18 protein-coding genes and 1 riboswitch are annotated in these 18,481 nt (G+C 37.3%); of the genes, 14 read left to right on the forward strand and 4 right to left on the reverse strand.

The genetic code is table 11. From position 1 onward, the window contains the following. Nucleotide 1: 1 nt before the first annotated feature. Nucleotides 2-883, reverse strand: coding sequence for a glycoside hydrolase family 16 protein (locus KHA94_RS18980; RefSeq protein ID WP_213103683.1), 882 nt, complete (start codon nt 881-883; stop codon nt 2-4). 518 nt (nt 884-1,401) lie between these two features. On the opposite strand from KHA94_RS18980, the gene KHA94_RS18985 reads away from it, so the two are divergent. Both KHA94_RS18985 and KHA94_RS18990 read left to right on the forward strand, forming a co-directional pair. After that, nucleotides 1,402-2,385, forward strand: coding sequence for a tRNA dihydrouridine synthase (locus tag KHA94_RS18985; RefSeq protein ID WP_338030824.1), 984 nt, complete (start codon nt 1,402-1,404; stop codon nt 2,383-2,385). Between the two features lie 364 nt (nt 2,386-2,749). Beyond that, nucleotides 2,750-3,247 (forward strand): YehS family protein, encoded by a 498-nt coding sequence (locus KHA94_RS18990; RefSeq protein ID WP_213103685.1) that lies wholly within the window; start codon nt 2,750-2,752, stop codon nt 3,245-3,247. A gap of 397 nt (nt 3,248-3,644) precedes the next feature. On the opposite strand, the gene KHA94_RS18995 is transcribed toward KHA94_RS18990, so the two are convergent. After that, nucleotides 3,645-4,439, reverse strand: a complete 795-nt coding sequence (locus KHA94_RS18995) for a helix-turn-helix domain-containing protein (protein WP_213103686.1) — start codon at nt 4,437-4,439, stop codon at nt 3,645-3,647. Between the two features lie 176 nt (nt 4,440-4,615). Between KHA94_RS18995 and KHA94_RS19000 the strand changes: the two genes are divergently transcribed. From KHA94_RS19000 to ptsP, 6 genes are all read left to right on the forward strand, one after another. After that, entirely contained in the window at nt 4,616-5,065 is a 450-nt protein-coding gene (locus KHA94_RS19000; RefSeq protein ID WP_213103937.1) for an SRPBCC domain-containing protein, read from the forward strand. Nucleotides 5,066-5,388: 323 nt separating this feature from the next. Beyond that, a complete protein-coding gene (locus KHA94_RS19005) occupies nt 5,389-5,889 on the forward strand; it encodes a PTS sugar transporter subunit IIA (protein WP_213103687.1) in 501 nt (166 codons plus the stop codon). Between the two features lie 292 nt (nt 5,890-6,181). Then, nucleotides 6,182-6,997 carry a PRD domain-containing protein gene (locus KHA94_RS19010; RefSeq protein ID WP_213103938.1) on the forward strand — a complete coding sequence of 272 codons (816 nt, stop codon included), beginning with the start codon at nt 6,182-6,184 and terminating at the stop codon, nt 6,995-6,997. Between the two features lie 66 nt (nt 6,998-7,063). Next, nucleotides 7,064-8,512: an N-acetylglucosamine-specific PTS transporter subunit IIBC gene (gene nagE, locus KHA94_RS19015; protein WP_213103688.1), complete on the forward strand. Its 1,449-nt coding sequence runs from the start codon at nt 7,064-7,066 to the stop codon at nt 8,510-8,512. 407 nt (nt 8,513-8,919) lie between these two features. Further along, nucleotides 8,920-9,189: an HPr family phosphocarrier protein gene (locus KHA94_RS19020; protein WP_213103689.1), complete on the forward strand. Its 270-nt coding sequence runs from the start codon at nt 8,920-8,922 to the stop codon at nt 9,187-9,189. After that, the gene (gene ptsP / locus KHA94_RS19025; RefSeq protein ID WP_213103690.1) at nt 9,183-10,901 is read left to right on the forward strand and encodes a phosphoenolpyruvate--protein phosphotransferase; all 1,719 of its coding nucleotides are present in this window, start codon (nt 9,183-9,185) and stop codon (nt 10,899-10,901) included. Before KHA94_RS19020 ends, ptsP begins: the two co-directional genes overlap by 7 nt. A 62-nt stretch (nt 10,902-10,963) precedes the next feature. On the opposite strand, the gene KHA94_RS19030 is transcribed toward ptsP, so the two are convergent. Both KHA94_RS19030 and KHA94_RS19035 read right to left on the reverse strand, forming a co-directional pair. Then, the gene (locus KHA94_RS19030; protein ID WP_213103691.1) at nt 10,964-11,638 is read right to left on the reverse strand and encodes an ABC transporter ATP-binding protein; all 675 of its coding nucleotides are present in this window, start codon (nt 11,636-11,638) and stop codon (nt 10,964-10,966) included. Between the two features lies 1 nt (nt 11,639). Next, a complete protein-coding gene (locus KHA94_RS19035) occupies nt 11,640-12,674 on the reverse strand; it encodes an ABC transporter permease (RefSeq protein ID WP_213103692.1) in 1,035 nt (344 codons plus the stop codon). Nucleotides 12,675-13,002: 328 nt separating this feature from the next. Here KHA94_RS19035 and KHA94_RS19040 point away from each other — a divergent pair, with 328 nt between their 5' ends. The 6 genes from KHA94_RS19040 (at nt 13,003) to KHA94_RS19065 (ending at nt 18,408) form a co-directional block, all read left to right on the forward strand. Then, the gene (locus tag KHA94_RS19040) at nt 13,003-14,523 is read left to right on the forward strand and encodes a sensor histidine kinase (RefSeq protein ID WP_213103693.1); all 1,521 of its coding nucleotides are present in this window, start codon (nt 13,003-13,005) and stop codon (nt 14,521-14,523) included. Beyond that, entirely contained in the window at nt 14,483-15,142 is a 660-nt protein-coding gene (locus tag KHA94_RS19045) for a response regulator (RefSeq protein ID WP_213103694.1), read from the forward strand. Before KHA94_RS19040 ends, KHA94_RS19045 begins: the two co-directional genes overlap by 41 nt. Nucleotides 15,143-15,547: 405 nt before the next feature. Beyond that, nucleotides 15,548-16,588 (forward strand): hypothetical protein, encoded by a 1,041-nt coding sequence (locus KHA94_RS19050; protein WP_249365606.1) that lies wholly within the window; start codon nt 15,548-15,550, stop codon nt 16,586-16,588. A gap of 2 nt (nt 16,589-16,590) precedes the next feature. Beyond that, nucleotides 16,591-17,277 carry a DUF3995 domain-containing protein gene (locus KHA94_RS19055; RefSeq protein WP_249365607.1) on the forward strand — a complete coding sequence of 229 codons (687 nt, stop codon included), beginning with the start codon at nt 16,591-16,593 and terminating at the stop codon, nt 17,275-17,277. A gap of 325 nt (nt 17,278-17,602) precedes the next feature. Then, nucleotides 17,603-17,686, forward strand: a riboswitch (cyclic di-GMP riboswitch). A gap of 142 nt (nt 17,687-17,828) precedes the next feature. Then, a complete protein-coding gene (locus KHA94_RS19060) occupies nt 17,829-18,056 on the forward strand; it encodes a hypothetical protein (protein WP_338030842.1) in 228 nt (75 codons plus the stop codon). Between the two features lie 139 nt (nt 18,057-18,195). Further along, nucleotides 18,196-18,408, forward strand: a complete 213-nt coding sequence (locus KHA94_RS19065; protein ID WP_213103697.1) for a DUF2187 family protein — start codon at nt 18,196-18,198, stop codon at nt 18,406-18,408. Nucleotides 18,409-18,481 lie beyond the last annotated feature (73 nt).

The raw sequence follows: 18,481 nt of genomic DNA on the forward strand, positions 1-18,481 counted from the left end.
ACTATCCCCCAGATTGCTGATAAACCTTGACATAATCCACTTGTAAAAGAACTGGAAATGGGGTTGTGTGATCGGGACTTCCCGGCCAATCCCCGCCAACTGCTGTATTTAAGTATAAATACATTTCCTCTTGAGGAATATGCTGATCAACTCTAAACCGTTCAACTCCATCAATAAACCATATAATCTCTTTTGGAGTCCATTCAATTCCAAAAACGTGAAACCCATTGGAATAATCCTCACCTATATAGTTACTGGAAAGACTTTTTAAAGAACGATCCTCCCCTTGCCAATGCATCACCATCCAGATTTCCTCTGGTTTATGCCCCAGCATCTCCATAATATCTATTTCTGGCAGCCAAATATGATCCGCGTTCGGCATCATCCAGAAAGCTGGAAAAATCCCTTGGCCTGATGGAAGTTTGGCCCTCATTTCAACTTTCCCATATAAAAAACTAAATTTATCCTTGGAATGGATAGCCCCAGATGTATACTTTCTATCACCTTTCTCTTCCTCTTTACTAACGATATTTAAAAAGCCCTTTTCAACATTTAGATTTTGATGCGAGTAAAATTGCAATTCATTATTCTTTTCTGCTGCCCATTCTTCAATATTCCACTTGCTTTGATCCAAATGTAAGCCTTCGAAATCGTCTTCCCAAACAAGCTCCCACCCATTATGGCTCACCATTGCTTCCACCTCCGTTTCGCCAGTTTCAGCTTCACTTTCATCTACATGAATCTCAGTACTGTCGTGTATTCCCTTTAACGAACCTGGACTCTTCTCTTCTCCTTTTTTATCATCAAAAAATATAAAATATAGACTTACCCAAAATCCAGCAGCTAATATGAAAAGAAAAAGGAAGTTAAACCATTTTCCCATTGTTTTCGAATTTCCCCCTTTTCTCATTATAGAACATAATTGTTCTTTATAAATAACATATTGCCATTATAATACATTCTTCCATTTATTTTAACCCCTTTTAAGAACATTTTTTTATATATAGAACGAGGGAAACATGGGGACGGTTCCTGCGTTTCCCTATTGGTTTAATCTTATGTAGTCGCAAGTATGATATATGCATACATATTCGCCCGGAAACATGAGAACCGTCCCCGTGTTTTTTGGCTTTGAGTTGGTATAATAGAAAAGCAGGTGATATAGAAAAAATCTAGACCATCTGCTTTTTTGTTTATCCCGCATTAACGGGCAGTAAGACCCCTACCTCAAAATTCAGCGAAAGCAAAGAAGTTAGGTGGGGGATCAACTGCCCGTAAATGCCCGACGACGGACAGGTTGTCCTAGTCAGGCAAAAGCCACAGGACGTGGCGTTTTGAGCGTGATTGGTTCAACTAATAATCAGTGGGGGATGAAGAAAACCCCTACTTACTTTATCCATAGTGAGAGGATTTGAGTTTGAAATGATAGATAATTTTTGGCGTGATTTACCACGACCATTTTTTGTACTTGCACCAATGGAAGATGTGACAGATGTTGTTTTTCGTCACGTAGTAAGTGAAGCCGGACGACCGGATGTATTTTTCACAGAGTTTACAAACTCGGATAGCTATTGTCATCCAGAGGGCATGAAAAGTGTGCGTGGCCGTTTGATTTTTACAGAAGATGAACAGCCAATGGTGGCACATATTTGGGGGGATAATCCTGAATATTTCCGTCAAATGAGCATTGGCATGGCAGAGCTAGGATTTAAAGGCATCGATATTAATATGGGCTGCCCTGTACCGAATGTGGCATCGAGAGGGAAAGGTAGTGGCCTTATTCTGCGTCCAGACGTTGCGGCAGAACTTATTCAAGCAGCAAAAGCGGGCGGACTGCCTGTCAGCGTGAAAACACGACTTGGCTATAACGATGTAAATGAGTGGGAGGAGTGGCTAACACATATTTTAAAACAGGATATTGCGAACCTTTCTATTCATTTACGTACAAGAAAGGAAATGAGCCAAGTAGATGCGCATTGGGAGCTCATTCCGGAAATCAAAAAATTACGTGACCGTATCGCACCAAATACGCTGCTAACAATTAATGGAGACATTCCTGACCGTCAAACTGGGCTGCAGCTTGCTGAACAATATGGTATTGATGGCGTTATGATCGGGCGAGGTATTTTTAAAAATCCTTTTGCTTTTGAAAAAGAGCCAAAAGAGCATAGCAGTAAAGAGTATCTTGATCTTTTAAGACTGCAGCTTGATCTTCAAGATCAATATGCGGAAGTATTGCCACGTTCAATTACAGGGCTTCATCGCTTTTTCAAAATTTATGTCAAAGGATTCCCTGGAGCTGCTGAATTAAGAAATCAATTGATGAACACGAAATCAACAGATGAAGTGCGTGCATTACTTGATAACTTTGAAAAAGAATGTTGATGGGAGGTCTGTGATTACTATTAAACCCAAGTTGAAGCTTTAACGAAGGCAACAAACCCTTTAGGGGAGTTGCCTATTTACTTTTTTGATATGGTATTTACGACGAAGTAGTATTCGTTTTATCAAGTGGCATTGTTGGGACTGAATTAGGATTATATGCATCTATAGTCCAAGCAGTAAAAATAAGCTCTTTTGACTGGTTTGAGTATATAGGTTATAAATGTATAAGCATGGAGACTCTAACTACATGACTATCACTATTACTTAATTACTACAACACAGTCCAGGAAAGATGCGGAGATCGAAAAAATAATGCCTGTCGTTTAAGAGGACTGTAACTAATTTTACATATAGGAGGTTCATTGTGGATAATAACGATATATTAATTCGATTGAGATATGCAATGGAGATTAAAAATAAAGAAATGGCAGAGATATTTAAACTTGGCGGTATGGATGTAAAAGTACCAGAAGTCATAAAGATTCTCACCAAATCAGACGAGTATGATGCTGAAAGTGACGATCAAATAAAATGTAATAACAGTATGTTAGATTCATTTTTAAATGGATTTATTATTTTTAAACGAGGAAAACAGGATCTAAAACCAAAACAGCCTGATACGCCAGAACCGTCTATAAAGAAAAGTACAAACGTTAATAATCTCCTGTTAAAGAAAGTAAAAATAGCATTAGCATTAACTACTGAGGATATGCTTGATATATTCGAACAAGCAGGGATTACGGTTTCAAAGGGAGAACTCGGTGCTTTATTAAGAAAAGAAGGGCATAAGAATTATAAAGAGTGTGGAGATAAATATGCCAGGAATTTCTTAAAAGGGTTAGCTGTCAAATACAGGGGATAATGCAATAAGAATTATTTATGTGTTTTACAACTAAATATAAAAGAGAATTAGACAGATACGTTTTATTTACAAAAAAAAGTATGGTGAAGATAGTGACAACTGTACATATAAGATGGTTTGGAGCATATAGCCTTTGCCCTTCCCTGTAAGTATCCTAGTCGGGTTCGTTGGAAGAAGTGAAATTGTCAAAGGTTGTATGTACTGTGGATTCAAATGGAGACCTGCTAAGAGGTATAAAATTTGATGGAGGTGGGTCAATTATTGTAACCATCACCCAATGTTATTTAGAAACATAGGGACGGTACGAGACCACTGAAAAAGTGCACTTTTTCAGTGGTCTCGTACCGTCTCCGTGTTTTAATGTCGTCTTTTTTTTGTTTAGAGTAACTCTGAAATATTAGTTGTTGCCCTTTGCGTATTGCTTCGGAGATTTGCCGACCGCTGCTTTGAAATCTTTGCTAAAGTGGGCTTGGTCGAAATAACCGAGATCCATCGCCAATTGAGTCATATCCACTCCACGTTCTATTAACTCGATCGCCTCATGCATTCGATAGCGCTGAATGACCCATTTAGGGCTCACACCTATATATTGATTGAACCAACGTTGTAATGTCCTCTTGGAAATGCCGAACTGATCGACTAAGTGTTCGACTTTGGTGATGCCAGCATTATAAACGATCTCATCTATCACTTCATTAAGAAGGTCAACTGTTTTATCATTTTCAGGCATACTTTGCCGTAAGAATTGTTCAACGATCAAAATCTTCTCTTCTTTATTCTTAAGCGTAAACAGTTCCTCTTCAAAAGTGTTAATATCTAGGGTAAAGTAGTCGGAAATATTGACGACTTGATCTGTAAGTGTAGAAACATGGTCTTGAAAATAACAATGAAAAGCTCCAGGCCTGAAAAGAACTCCTACAATCTGTCCTTCCCCTTGCAGAACATTTACAGATTTTCTTCTTTCTATGCCGCTTATATACGAATTGTTACGCTGGAAAACCACGTTTACTCCCGGATGCTGCAAAACTTCTTGGGAATAAGAGGGTTGTTCTCGTAAATCCCATTCGACAAGCCAATAATGCCGAATAAAAAATTGGAGATCCTTAGACGGAGCGTGACGGGAAATTGAAAACTTATTTTTACCCGTTTCATAATTCAATATCCCCATATTCGGATTGCGATTGTTGTTCACTTGTTACACCCCCTAAAACGAAAATCGATATTGCATTCATGGGTTGGCGCGATTTTACAATAATTCATGTAGGAGACATGTTATGTTTTCATTATAAACTACTAATGATCCTAACAGACGAGGTGAAATTCATTAAACGAGCAGAAAATATTACTTTATATTGGGAGGAATTAATCGTGAAATTGGAGTATGTATTTTATATCGGAACAAAACCTGAGCAAGTGTGGGATGTTCTGGTCAATCCGGAGAAATCGTTTAAAGCATTCATGGGTGGAGTTATCCAATCAACATATCAGGTTGGCGACGACATTCAATTTGTAGGACCGGGCGCCGATGGAGACGAAACTGTTCACATTTATGGCAAATTACTTCAATATGAACCGAATCGAATTTTGAGCTACACGGATCACCCTGGTCCTTCTCACTACGCCGAACATGCACAGATGGAAAGCCGAGTTACCTTATCTTTGGAATTAGTAGGGGCATGTACAAAACTACATCTTATTAATGATCAATGGACAGAGAACAATCCTCTCTTCAGTAAAACAGATCCATACTGGTGGATGATACTAAGTAACATTAAGACAATTGCGGAAACTGGAAAATCTTTAGATTTTGGTTTCTAGCCAAAGACCTAGCTGCTGCGTAATTTGGAAAATACCTAAACCCTCCAAAGTAATGCTGCAGTAAGTACTTCGCGCGCTGGAAAATAAGGTAGATATAGTACTACAAAGTACTCTTTTAACAAAATTAATTATTTATTCAGATGATTATAAAGATAATATTGATTAATTTTATATTTACTGGTATTGTATATTTAAGTTTTCATAATGATCACATGTTACTGATACGATCAGGCATGGCGGTAAAACGGGAGAGCTACTAGCTCTTTCCTTTACCTCCATGCCTTTTTTGTTTTAACAATTTCAATATTAAGGAGTTTTTAAATATGTTTTCCAATTTATTTAAGAAACGTAAATTACAAATATTCGCACCTGTTAATGGAGAGGTCCTCTCACTTGATAAGGTTCCCGACCCCGTTTTTAGCGAAAAAATGATGGGAGATGGAGTCGCCATCATGCCAGATGAAGGTAATATCCATGCTCCTATTGAGGGAACCGTTATTCTGATGCCAGACACAAAACATGCAATAGGAATACGTTCTAAAGATGGAACGGAAATTCTTATTCACATTGGATTGGAAACGGTTTCATTAAAAGGCAATGGATTTAATACACATGTAACAATGGGTGATTCAATTGCAATTGGCCAATTGCTAATAGAGGTAGATTGGACCTATCTCAAAGAACATGCCGAAAGTATTATTACTCCAATTGTCATTACAAATAGTAGTGACAGGGTCATCCAGTTTGAAAATATCAAGCAAGGTTTTGCAGGTGAAACAGTATTAATGACTGTCTCACCTTTATCCCGCATTAACGGGCAGTAAGACCCCCACCTTAAGATTGAGAGAGAAGCGAGGAAGATAGGTGGGGGACAACTGCCCGTAAAAGCCCGTAAAATGAACACAGACTAAAAGCGCCACATCGTGTGGCAACGTCTGCGTGACCCACTTCCTGTGGGCCGCAACTAACCATCAGTGGGGGATGAAGGCCGACTAAGAACGCCACGTCCTGTGGCAACGTCGGCACTAGCACGTCCTGTGCGTCGAAAATCCCCACTGATGGAAGTTTCACTTTATAAGATAAGAACTTATTTGGTGAAGAAAGGAGGTGCTCGCAATCAAAATAAAAAAGATTCTTAATAATAATGCAGTCATTGTCATCCACGATGGCCGGGAGAAAATTGCGATTGGTTCTGGAATTGCTTTTAACAAAAAACGAAATGATCCTGTAAATGTTGAAAAAGTAGAGAAGATATTTGTCATGCGGGAAAATGAAAAGCTTGAACAGTTATTATGTAGAATACCAGCAGAACATTTTACCATATCAGAAGAAATTATTACGTATGCAGAAGAATGTATGGGTACGAAATTAAATGATCATATTCATATTGTTCTAACAGATCATCTTTCATTTGCAATTGAAAGAACAATAGAAGGCATTTATATCCATAATAAATTATTAAATGAAATTAAAATACTTTATCAAAAAGAATTTGAAATTGGTCTATGGGCGCTTCAACATATAAGAAAAGTTTGCCAAGTGGAAATGCCGGAAGATGAAGCTGCTTTTATCGCGCTTCACCTTCATACAATGAAACCACAAGGAAGTGATTTGCACCAGACGGTACGGCAAACGGCGATTGTCCGTGATATGGTTCAATCAATTAAGAGACATTTAGCCATTGCCTTTGAAGAAGACGATATTTCTTATCAACGCCTCATAACACATCTTCGGTTTACATTAACAAGATTGAGTGAAAACGAGCTTCACACGTTGGATGAAGAAATGCTATTCATGATTCAAAGAAAGTTTCCTTCCTCATTCAATTGTGCAAAGAAGGTTGCTGAGGATTTAGTAAGGATTCACGAAATAGATCTTCCAGAACAAGAACTAGGGTATATCACACTTCATATTGAGCGTTTAAGGAAGTAACGCTTTCAACAGGAACTGCTATCATTTTATTATTTTCAAAAACTATGAATAGGAGTTGAATAGAAGATGATGAAATATCTGCAAAGACTTGGAGGTTCACTAATGCTTCCAGTTGCTGTACTGCCAGCGGCTGCCATCTTGATGGGGATCGGATATTGGATTGACCATGATGGATGGGGGGCAGGGAATGCACTAGCTGCCTTTTTACTCAAAGCTGGCGGTTCAATTATTGAGAATATTCCTATCTTATTTGCGGTTGGTGCAGCATTTGGATTGGCTAAGGAAAAGGATGGATCTGCGGCACTAAGTGGTCTCGTTGCATTCCTAGTCGTAACGACGATGTTATCGGCAGACACTGTTGCCTTATTGCAGGGGGTTGATGCTGGAAGTGTAGACCCAGCCTTTGGGAAAATAAAAAATGCATTTATTGGTATTTTATCAGGTATTGTAGCTTCAATCATGTACAATCGATTTAGTCAAGTAAAGCTGCCAGACTTCTTAGCATTCTTTAGTGGGAAGAGGCTCGTCCCGATCATGTCTGCTGTCGCAATGCTAGTCGTGTCAGCTGTATTATTCTATGTATGGCCTATCGTATATGGGGCACTAGTTTCATTTGGTGAAGGAATAAGTAGTTTAGGTGCTGCAGGAGCAGGATTGTATGGATTCTTTAACCGTCTATTAATCCCAACAGGTTTACACCATGCACTTAATGCCGTATTTTGGTTTGATACGATTGGAATCAATGATATCGGGAATTTCTGGAGCAGTTCAGGTGAAAAAGGAGTTACTGGAATGTACCAGGCTGGATTCTTCCCGATTATGATGTTTGGATTACCAGCTGCAGGACTCGCCATGTATCATACAGCTAAAACAAAGAGAAAAAAACAAGCAGCTTCCTTAATGTTGGCAGCAGGATTTGCTTCCTTTTTTACAGGTGTTACAGAGCCTCTTGAATTCGCTTTCATGTTCTTAGCACCAGCACTTTATGTAGTTCATGCTTTGTTAACGGGTCTTTCTCTATTTATCGCTGCTACTTTCCAATGGACTGCTGGTTTCATGTTTAGTGCAGGATTTATTGATTATTTCTTAAGTCTTCGCATACCGATTGCCAATATGCCTCTAATGCTTCTCGTTCAAGGACTAGTCTTTGCAGTTATTTATTATGTATTATTCCGTTTCTTAATTTTGAAATTCAATTTAAAAACACCTGGCAGAGAAGATGAGACAGAAGAAGAGATTAATAGCGGTCATAGTAATGATTCTAATAATAAGTTTTATGAATTGGCAACGAAGATTTACGATGGTTTAGGCGGAGATGCTAATGTTGTTTCAGTTGATAATTGCGCAACTCGCTTGCGTGTAGAAGTTCAAAATATGGATCATGTGGATCAAAAGAAAATTAAAGCCACAGGTGTCCATGGGATTAAGGTTGCCGGACCAAAAAGCATTCAAGTAATCGTAGGGACAAATGTCCAATTTGTAGCAGATGAAGTTAAAAAAATCCGTAATAAATAGATAAATAATTAATATTCTCGATTCTTTAAGAATGGGCTTTTTGGGCTGCTATAACCTTATAAGAACTGTTTAGCAGTAGTAAAAACTAGTTAAACAGTTTTTATATTTTGGCTGTGTTAAAACTCAGTGTTGAAAATGCTATTTTGTTGTTGATTGGAGCGGAAGGCGCGAGATCCTCGAAAATGCATTCGCATTTCCTTCGTGCGGTGTTTATTCAGGGGAGTTTATTCAATGTCCTGCGGGAAAAGCGAGTCAAAGGGAGACCCCGCAGGAGCGATAGCGACGAGGAGGCTTCCGGACCGCCCGCGGAAAGCGAGTGCCTGCAGCGGAAATCAACAGGGAAGTTTAACATAGCCCATATTTTAATAATAACTAATTAATGAAATAAACGATTGGGGACATGACAAATGGAAAAATCATTTAAAATTACTACATCCGAAGGTTTGCATGCGAGGCCTGCTACATTATTAGTTTCCTCCGTTTCACCTTTTACGGCAAGTGTTGAATTACTCTACAATAATAAATCCGTAAATTTAAAATCAATAATGGGTGTAATGGCACAAGCTATTCCAGTAGGTGCGCTTGTCACTATTTCAGCCAATGGGGCGGATGCGGAAGAGTTAATCAGTAAGGTGACAGAGGTCATTATTTCACAAGGTCTTGGTGAAGAATGTTAGAGATTAATGGGATTTCTGTTTCAAATGGCATCGCCCTAGCAGCTGCGTATTGTTTAGTAGAGCCGGATTTATCTTTTGAAAAGGTTGAGATCACTCATGTAGATTCTGAAATCAATAGATTAAAAGAAGCAGTGGCCAAAACAAAGCTGGATCTAGAGGCAATTCGCGATTCAGCAATATATAAATTGGGGGAAGAGAAGGCAGCGATCTTTTCTGCCCATTTATTAATACTTCAGGACCCTGAAATTTTTTCAGCATTAGAAGCGAAGTTTAATGAAAAAATAAATGCGGAGTCTGCTTTGGATGAAGTTTGTACAATGTATTCAGGTATGTTTGAATCAATGGATAACGATTATATGAAGGAGCGTGCTGCTGATATTCGTGATGTCTGCAAACGAATATTGGCTCATTTATTACAGGTTGAGCTTCCTGATTATAGCCGAATATCAAGGGAAGTTATTATCGTTGCGGAAGATTTAACTCCCTCCATGACAGCCCAATTAGATAAGCAATTTGTGAAAGGCTTTGTTACTGATATTGGAGGAAGAACATCACATTCAGCCATTTTAGCCAGAGCAATGGGTATTCCAGCGATTGTTGGTACTAAAAATGCCTCGAAGAATATTCCTAATGGGTCTCCACTTATCATTGATGGACTAAAAGGAAAAGTGATTGTAAATGCTACAGAAGATGTACAGGCTCAGTATAGAGCTTCTCTGAAGGAACTTGAGAAAGATAGTAAATTACTCAAAAATTATATAACACTTCCAAGCATTAGTGCTGATGGTCATATCGTGGAAATCGCTGGTAATATTGGTAACCCGAAAGATGTAGATGCCATAATTGCAAACGGTGGAGATGGAATTGGCTTATTTCGAACAGAATTTTTATTCATGGATCGAGTGGAGTTGCCGACGGAGGAAGAGCAATTTGATGCATATAAAACCGTTCTTTCGAAAATGGATGGGAAGCCTACTGTTGTTCGTACATTAGATATTGGTGGTGATAAGGAGCTGCCATATTTAAAGCTGCCAGCTGAAATAAATCCGTTTTTAGGCTATCGTGCCATTCGATTATGCCTAGATCAACAGAATATTTTCCGCACCCAATTACGTGCATTATTAAGAGCAAGTATGTATGGGAATTTGAAAATCATGTTCCCTATGATCGCGACCTTAGATGAATTTAGAAGAGCAAAGGCGATTTTGCTTGAAGAAAAGCAAAAGCTGTTGGATGGCGGGGCATTAGTTAATGATCAAATCGAAATTGGAATGATGGTTGAAATTCCATCTGCTGCTGTCATAGCCGACTTATTTGCGCAAGAAGCGGATTTCTTATCGATTGGAACGAATGATTTAATTCAGTATACATTAGCAGCCGATCGCATGAATGAAAAAATTTCATATTTATATCAACCCTATCATCCTGCTGTATTAAGGCTTATTAAAATGGTTATTGATGCTGCCCATAATCATGGAAAATGGGTAGGGATGTGTGGTGAAATGGCAGGAGATGAAGTGGCGATTCCAATCCTTTTAGCATTAGGGTTAGATGAATTTTCGATGAGTCCATTATCGATATTAAAGACAAGAGGACAAATTGCCAAGCTAAATAAAGACCAACTTAATGACCATTTAGAACATATTTTACAATTGAAAACTTCGATAGAAGTAGAACATTATGTAAAAAAATATTTTTTAAATTTAAAATAGAAGAAGCAGGAGGAGAGTCTCTTGCTTCTTCATATCTGAATAACCATTATTCGAGCTTAGTGCTATGCAACCTGTCCATCGCTCATTTTGATAATACGATCAGCATATGCAAGCATTTCTTCATCATGAGTAACTAGTAAGGTAGTAATGTTAAGCGTTTTGGTTAATTCTCGGATTAATGCCATTACATCTTTAGACCTTTTAGAATCCAAACTGGCAGTTGGTTCATCTGCAAAGAGAACTTTCGGTTTATGGATAATGGCACGAGCAATGGCAATCCTCTGCTTTTCCCCGCCAGATAAGGAAGATGGATAGGCCTTTTTCCGATGGCCCATGTCAACTAATGAAAGGATCTCGTCAATTTCTTTTTTTTGTTCACGTTTCTTCATTTTAGTGCCTGCTACATCTAACATCAGCATTAGTTGCTCTTCTACTGTAAGAAAAGGGACCAGATGGGCAAATTGAAAAACAAAACCAAATTTGTTTGCCCGTATTTTTCGAACTTGTTCTGCATTCATTTCAGTCAAGTTTGTCCCTTCGAACAATATCTGTCCATCTGATGCTGGCTGAAGTCCAGCTGCGATTGTTAGAAGCGTACTTTTACCCGAACCCGAAGCACCTACTAATGCTGTTACCTCGCCTTCTTTAAGGGAAAGATTGACTCCTTTTAGGATTTCTTCTGTCACTTCGCCATTTGTAAAGGTTTTTCTTACGTCCTCTATTGTAAATACTGTCATATTAAACCTCTCCTTGTTGAATTGCTTGTAATGGTTCCACTTTTTTTATCTGCATACCTGAAAGAGTAGCTCCAATAAATCCGATTATAAGGAAGACGATTGACAATTTTACCGTTGTATCAGGGGTTAAATGGAATGGCATACCCTCAGGTGCGAACTTATTAAAAACTTGACTGAGTGCAATGGATAGACTAAGAGCAATGACTGTAATAAACAGCATTTGTGTCCACATCATTTTAAACAAAGCACTTGTTTTGACACCGATTGCTTTTAAAATACCGTATAAACCAATTTTTTGAACGTTCATCATGTAGAAAAAGATGGCAAACAACATTCCACTAATGACGACTAAAAACCAAACAATCATATTTAAGGACATCTGTTCTGCGCTATAACTTGGAATGGTATCAAGAAATTCCTTTTTCGAAAATGCTTGTAATCCATCGATTGCTTGTGGTGAATCCTCTCCAGGAACGAAAAGCATTTGCATTTCATTTGTACGATACATTTCCTTGTAGTCTTCCATATTAATAAAAGCAACAGGGGCATGACTGAATTTCTTTTGGTCTACAAAACCTTTTACAGTAAACTCGCCGCTGTATTGATTATTTGTCAGGACATCTCCCACTTTTATCCCTTTATCTTTCATTGAGTTATCTAGGACGATTTCCCCTTTTTTCACATTCTCGAACAACTCGGACTCGGTTGATGTAACAAACACGACACTTTGCTGTTTATCAGCACTATCATTCACAAATCCCATTTGAATAGAAAAAGCAGCGGCATCTTTTTCTTTATCTAAAACTTTATCTTGTGTGTTGCTATCGATTTTTGAAAGAGTATACGTCTGGTCTGAATCTTTCGTCATATAAAATTGACCATCAGGTAAATCTTTAATTAATGCAGCATTGTCTTGTGATAATCCATTTGCCAGACCAGATATAATTAACGTTAATAAACTAACAAGAAAAACGATAGAACCTAATATTAAAAATCTTGCTTTATTTTTTTTCATTTCTTTCCAAGCAATATTCATTTTTTATTCCTCCATTCTCTTTCTATCAACTGTAGTTTATTATTGGAATGTGAACAGAGAATGAACAAGAAATTTCATTTGGTTTTTATATCTGATAGAGGTTTTGATATATTCTAAATAACACCTCTCTAATTACCTTAAATGCCGAGAATTCTTTATTAATTTATGTAGAAGAAAGCTATCGATTTAGAATTCCACTTCTTTAAATTAATAATTTATTTATAAAGGGAATTACAAAAGTATAGAGAAATCTTTAGGTAGAAAGCGAATTTAGATAAAATTTAAATATTTAAAACGGTTTTAATCGTTCAGAAGAAAGGAATAAAGTATGAGATTATTACCCCATTTTAATTTCCGACGTCTACAATGGAAGTTGACTCTATACTATATTTTAATTACCATAATTGTTCTTCTTTTACTTGAAGTGATAGGTTTCCTCGTTTTTCTTACTCTCGTTAATTTTAATTCGAATCGTGCACTTGAACTGCAGGTTGCTAAACAAGCACAAGTGATAGCTTCTAATTTTAATGGTCCCTTTGTTAATCAAAATCAACTAGAGAAAGCTTTAGAAGATTGGCCATTTGAAGTTGGAGTTGAATTCCAAGGATTTTCTATGGTCATCGACCCAGAAGGGCAAATAATTGCAAGTACTGGAGAAAGGGCGCTGCAAAAAATAGATATTCAATCAGAACTGCCTGAAAAAGTACAAAAGGATATTCAGATTGCTTTGTCACTCCCACCCTCAGAAGCTCGTAAACTAAAATCGTATAGTTATACTCGTGATGATATCTTGTATATTGTTGCACCATTAGCAAATGAAAAGGATGTACGAGGGACCTTAGTCTTAAAAGCTAATGATATACATTTTTCATACTTTACTTTTTGGAAATCAAGTTTTCAATTTTTCGTTCTTAGTATTTTAGCGTTCCTGTTAGGTGCAGCTCTTGTTGGTATTGCTTTTGGTATATTTACATCAAGAAGTCTGGTTCGCAGGATTCGTAAGATTTTATCTTCTACTGATCGATGGAGTAAAGGGGATTTTACAACATTTGTGAATGATCCTTCTAAAGATGAATTAGGACAGTTGTCACGAAGACTGAATCAAATGGCGAAACAACTTCGTAACTTATTTCGCATACGGCAGGATTTAGCCACACTTGAGGAGAGGAATCGGTTAGCGAGAGAGCTGCACGACAGTGTGAAGCAACAGCTGTTTGCTACCTCGATCTGGTTGAATACGAGCAAAACCCTTATCGGAAAAGATGAGAAAACAGCTAGAGATCATTTGATGAAAGCTGAAAATTTGTTACATCAAACACAACGGGAATTAAGTGCATTAATACGTGAATTACGTCCAGTTGTACTGGAAGGGAAGAATTTATCTGATGCACTTAAGGATTATGTTGAGATGTGGCAGGAACAAACAGGGATTTACGTGGACCTTAAGACAATTGAGAAGCAGCAGGTTTCCCCTATTATTGAAGAGGTGTTCTTTCGTATTACACAAGAAGCATTGCACAATGTGGTGCGTCATAGTCAGGCTAGCGTGGTGACGATTCATTTGATTTGTAAAGAAGACGTTACTCTTTCCATTCAAGATAATGGCTGTGGATTCGATATAAATAGCCATAACCAACAAGGCGTTGGTCTCTCCTCTATGCGTGAGCGGATACATATACTAAAGGGACAGATTGACATTCAAAGCATGCCAGGAGAAGGTGTAAAGATTACCGTTCAATGTAGCCAAAAAGACATTTCTACAGATAGTAAAGTAGGTATGAATCGTTATTTAGAAGAGGTGAAACAAAATGACAAGGACAGAACCGATTTCGATTTTAATAGTGGATGATCACACAATTGTAAGACAAGGGTTAATTACGCTGTTCACTATTCAACCCGACTTTCATGTAGTCGGGGAGGCAGATAATGGGGAAAGGGCTGTTTCGATGGCAGCGGAACTTGTTCCTGATGTTGTTTTAATGGATCTAGTAATGCCGGGCATCAATGGGGTTGAGGCTATTCGAGAAGTAAAAAAAGTAAGTCCGCGTTCACAAGTAATTGTACTAACTTCATATCATGAGGATGAGTATATTTTTCCTGCTCTTCGTGCTGGTGCGATTTCGTATGTTCTTAAAGACATAGAGCCTGATCAATTAGTTGAAACAGTAAAGAGGGCTGTACAAGGAGAATCAATTATGCATCCACAAGTAGCGGCTCGAGTTGTTCAAGAGATTCGGGTAACAAATCCGCCCCCCTCCAATCCTTTTTCTGAACTAAGTGAACGTGAACTTGAAGTACTGCGTTATATTGCTAACGGACTAACAAATGCTGAAATAGCAGAAGAATTGTTCATTAGTGAAAAAACAGTTAAAGGCCACGTTAGCAATATTTTAAGTAAACTTAACATGCTCGACCGTACGAAAGCAGCGGTTTTTGCCTGGAAACAAGGATTTATGCAATCAGATTAAAAAAATATATATAATTTTATTAAACTCGTCAAAAAATTGACGAGTTTTTACGTAATAGAGCAGTTCTTCTTTTAATTGCGCCAGCTTAGAATTTCAAAAACTTCATTTATCATCCATTTGTTCCACCAGATAAAAATCAAAGCGCTTCTGAAATGTCTTCAAGCATGAACGCTACTCTAGAACTGTTTATAAACAGTTCTGTAGATTCGTTTCAAACTCTTCCTCTCATTGTAATATAAATGTGTATTCAGAGGAGGAACGATTTCCTCCTCTGAAAGAAGACTTAGTCCAGCGTTACGGCCTAGTAGCCGCGGTCGCTCAGTAAAAGGAATAATGATATACAATAAAATTTATATGAAAAGGACGATTTAAATGCAATCCCCATTACCTTCAGTGGAGAAAAAAATGGTTAAATCAGTAAAAGGTTGGCCCTCCTGGATTGGGTATGCTGCGATAATTTGGTCGGTACTTTATGGATTTTTACAATTGTATTGGTTACTTGGAGGAGACGGTTACCCTTTCAAGAATGAAGAGAGTATGGGCTTGTTCGTAGGAATGATCACTTATCTTTCCCCTCAAGCAGGAGGTATTACATTTGTTACTCTTTGTCTCCTAGGTATAGGAATCGGTATCGTCATGCAAAAAAACTCTAAAAGATTTCTTCCGCGTTGGTTGGTCTTAGTTTATGCTTGGGGATTAGCTGCTTCATTGATTCTCTTTGTCCCAGATATGACATTACTCGCGATGATGGCTTATGCCTTCATGCTAAAATTTGCTTTTAACTGGACGATGTTTAACCAGATTATTTGTATTATTGGGGCAATCCTTTGGTTCTTCACAGGAGTTATCTATCTACGCAAAACCAGTGGAGCTTGTGAGTATTGTGGAAGGACAGAGACTGGAAAAGTTCCCTTCCTTGTCCGTTGGGGATCTTGGATTACCATTATTGCTGCTATAGCTCCACTTCTGTATGCTTTATCACGCTTTGCATGGGCATTGAATATTCCTTTTGGAGTAGATAAACAGTTTTTTAAGGATTTATCTACAATTAATCCGGGGCATCATTTAACAGAATGGGTATTTGGATCACTTTGCATAATGGGAGGAATCCTTACACTTGGATTGATACAGAAATGGGGTGAAATTTTTCCGGACTGGTTCCCGTTTATTGGCGGTAAAAGAGTCCCGATTTTATTAGCGGTAATCCCTGCCTCTATTGTTTCCATTGCTATAACTTCTGCAGGGTTTGTCTTTACCGTCGGTTTTATTGCTGTCACTCTTCATCTTACATCAGTAGATAATATTTTAGTCAACAATATCTGGGGAACGATCGGGCCGATGATTTTTTGGATACCTTGGGGAGTCAGCCTCGGGCTTGCTACTATTGCTTATTATTATCGCAGGAGAGATAAGTGTTCGAAATGCAGTAGAGGAGGGAGAGCTTAAATATGATACAGAATGAAAAAGGAATGAAAAACACACTAACAAACGAAAAATTTCCATTAGAAAAATTAAATAAATTTGAACGCTTTACAATGACATCTGTTTGGCCGGGTTATGTTGGTTTCCTTTGGGCTTTATTTTATGCTGTGTTTGTTAGGTTTTATCAAGCAGCAGGCGGATCGGTAGGAATGCCTGGTCAATTGATAGACCCTAAATCAGGATACATGGCAAGCTATGTTGCTGGTGTCGAAATTATGTTCTGCGGATTTGCCTTGCTTTTACTAATCAAACCCTGGGGAAAAGTTGTTCCAAATTGGGTACCGGTGATTGGAGGCAGAAAAATTCCTTGTCTACTGTTATTGGTACCAACTCTAGCTGGGACTGCGTTCTTAATTGCTCATGGTATCAGTGGTATTATTACAAAGAGCCTTCATTTGCTAGGTGTCATTACCATTGACTTTAAATGGTGGAGTGTAGTCAATGTCAAAAGTTTAGTTTTATGGGATCTTTTATTTTACGAGCCGTGGTTCATCATAATGGGAATATTAGCTGGGTTAACTGCTTTTCATTATGCGCAAACATCAGGTATATCAATATTAATGTTAAGAAGGGGTACAAAAATTTATCTAACTTTTCTATTTCTCCTGAGTTCGCTTTTTGTATATGAGACCATATCTAAACTATCAATTTAATAGGTTCTCTAATAATCTGAAGAAGTAAAGGGAGGGAATGTATTTGTCTGAATTAATTACCTTTATTTTATCAATAATCTTTATTGTTAATTTTCAATTCAGTATGTCTTTAATTGCTAGGTTAAAGGTAGTTTTCAGACATACCTTACAAGACAAAAATTCAATCAAATTATAAAATTCTCATCCATCACTTTTTAAATAAGTCTTTAGAATCATTTTATTTATGATAAAAACGGTAAGAAACTACTATTTTTATTAAAATATGTTGGGAAATGATGAATTTTATTGAAAAATACCGTGCTAAAGTAATATTATAAAAGTATTAGTTTGATAAAGGCAAACTTATTGAAAGATAAGGACGCAAAGCCTCGAGTCTAAGGTGATTAGCTATGATAGTCGGGTTACCAAATGATTGGATACTGTTACCTATGATAGAATAGCCTTTATCATACAAGTCCACCAATCTTTTTGGTGGGCTTTTTTTGAGATAGTTTTGGCGAAGCTTGACTATCGAGTAAATGGGAAAAAAGGAGGTAGAATGTTAATTGACGGTGTTATTTGGTACAGTTGAATACTTTGAAAGAGAAATTTACAACTATCTGAATGAGAATCAATTAAAAGAAATAAGTGAAGATTCTCTATATGTCATTACTTCAAAACTAAAAAAAGAAATTTTATATGATTTTGTTTGCGATGAAAGAATTCGGTTAGAATGTTTAGAAAATCTTACATATGCAATTAGTATGATAACACAAAATAAGGAAGCGGTCGGAGTTTAGATAATTTTAGAAAGGTGGTTATTAAAAAGATATCATATCTTTTTAATGTTGATTTTAAACATCTAAACAGAATATTCTTCCTTATAGTCAAAAGAAATCAGCCATTTGAATAATATAAATAGGAGAGTAATAACAGAAAATGCAAAAAGGAAAGAGTGAATTTTCCGATAAAAAGAAGGCGGATGCAGGGGATATTATTCTTTTTGAAAGAAAAAGTAACATATATGAAGGTAGAGTGTTTCTTGTTCGGACTAATAGTGTATTAGTCGAAATTTCAAGTAAGGATGCAAAAGCTTTAGGATACGAACAGCCAAATACAGTTGTTCGGCATGGGAAATATATTCTAGTGTGAGTTTGAAAATCAAATTTTTATCTAATTAGTTTATACTTAAAATAGGAAAAAAGAAGAATATATGATATGATTT

It is taken from the genome of Cytobacillus citreus (assembly GCF_018343665.1).
Lineage (GTDB): Bacteria > Bacillota > Bacilli > Bacillales > Cytobacillaceae > Cytobacillus > Cytobacillus citreus.